Origin of the sequence: Neobacillus vireti (assembly GCF_001026695.1) — a bacterium.
GTDB classification, from domain to species: domain Bacteria; phylum Bacillota; class Bacilli; order Bacillales; family Cytobacillaceae; genus Neobacillus; species Neobacillus vireti.
Genome location: NZ_LDNB01000022.1, coordinates 1 through 1800, shown reverse-complemented (window position 1 = coordinate 1800; position 1800 = coordinate 1). Strand labels below are relative to the sequence as shown.

Below are 1800 nucleotides of genomic sequence, written 5' to 3'. Positions count from 1 at the left end.
TAGCATTCCTGTAGATCGTTAAATATCAGGTTTGAAAAAAACAGAGCCCCTCAGTAAGATACGAGTATAGAGTCCAATCTAACTCAAAATCTTAAGGAGGAAGCCCTACTATGAATTTTAAAATGCAAGACAAACAAAATCAACTGATAGAAAGAATTTCCGATACACATCTAATTGTAGGTGTCGATATAGCCCAACAATTACACGTTGCTCGAGCTGTTAACTTCCGTGGAATTGTAGTTGGAGAGCCTCTTACATTTGAAAATAATGAAGAGGGGTTCGTAAAACTATTAAGTTGGATTCAAAACCTACAAAAACTAAAAAACTTAGATACAACAATAGTGGGTATGGAACCTACAGGACACTACTGGTTTAACCTATCAAAATGGCTGGATAAACAAAACATTGAGGTAGTTACTGTGAATCCCCACTTAGTAAAAAGGAATAAAGAGAATCGTGACAATACTCAATCGAAGAGTGATAAAAAAGATGCCCTCGTTATCGCAGATATGGTGAAAAACGGCTATTATTCCTTTGTTCGTCCAACATCAGAATCATTTGAGAAACTTAGAGTTCTAATTTCTAACCGTGATGTAATTGTTAAACGTCTAGTGATGTCTATTAATCAAGTAAATCGATGGGTGGATGTGGTTTTTCCAGAACTCAGACAAGTGTTTAAAGATGTATCGTGCAAAGGGGCCATCGCAACCCTTCGTTTATTTCCTACACCGGATGAAATCTCTTCACTAGACATACTAGATGTGATGAGGGGGTGGAAGTCTTTAATGAAACGACAACCAGGACCCAAGAAGGCTCAATTACTCATCAATCTAGCAAAATCGTCTATTGGGACCGGACAAGCTCTGGATGCTTATAAATTCCATTTAGAACAATTATTAGAGGAATATGACCTCGCTGTAAAACAACTCGAAAGAGTTGAACAACAAGTAAAAGAAGTTCTCAATCAAATACCTTTCGCAAAGAAGCTTCTTATGATAAAGGGAATAAGTGAAATCTCATTAGCTGGTATATTAGGTGAGGCTGGAGATCTAAGTGGATTTTCTCATGGAAATTCTCTATTACGTCATGCAGGATTACATTTAGCTGAAGCAAGTTCTGGCAAGTGGAAAGGTCAGATTGTTATTTCGAAGCGTGGAAGGTCAAGACTACGACGTTTCCTCTACTTAGCAACCATGAGCCTTGTGATGAATAATCCTGAATTTAAAGCCATGCATTCCCATAATGTGAAGGTTAAAAAGATAAAGAAAATGAAATCAATCATGAAACTGATCGGTAAATTAGCAAGGATTTTTGTAGGAATAGCACGACGAAACGAGTCTTACTGTCCAAATAAAATGCAAGAATTAATCCCTTTAGCAGCATAGAAATAAAACATTAGTTTAATAGATGCACCATCTTAAATTGTGAACTTTAATTTTGAATGTTGTCTTATTCGTAGGATTTCAAATATGTACGGAGTACCAGGTTTCTTGAACAAAAGGGCATTGTGACCCATCAGGTTAGCATAACTGGCCTCCACCCCTTGGATAGGCATGACGAAGGAATGAGAGGGCAATTGACCCGTTGAGACATGGGAGGGAAAGCCTCCAGGGGCGGCGTGGAGATGTACATTATATGGTAAAATATGGAGTGGTAGCTAACTCCTTTATTTAACTATGCCTTCACAAAGCCAAATTGATCTGAACTCATTTCAATTACCCGTAAATCCAATTACAAGGGTTATGAAATCCTGCGAATAAGTGAGCATTCGAGAGATATTCGTATCAAACTGAGGGAGTT

Annotated in this window: 1 protein-coding gene; it reads left to right on the top strand. The window is 37.8% G+C overall.

All coding sequences use genetic code 11. From position 1 onward, the window contains the following. The first annotated feature begins 110 nt into the window (after nt 1-110). On the top strand, nt 111-1385 hold the full coding sequence (locus tag AA980_RS24755) for an IS110 family RNA-guided transposase (protein ID WP_024031194.1): 1275 nt from the start codon (nt 111-113) through the stop codon (nt 1383-1385). The last annotated feature ends 415 nt before the right edge of the window (nt 1386-1800 follow it).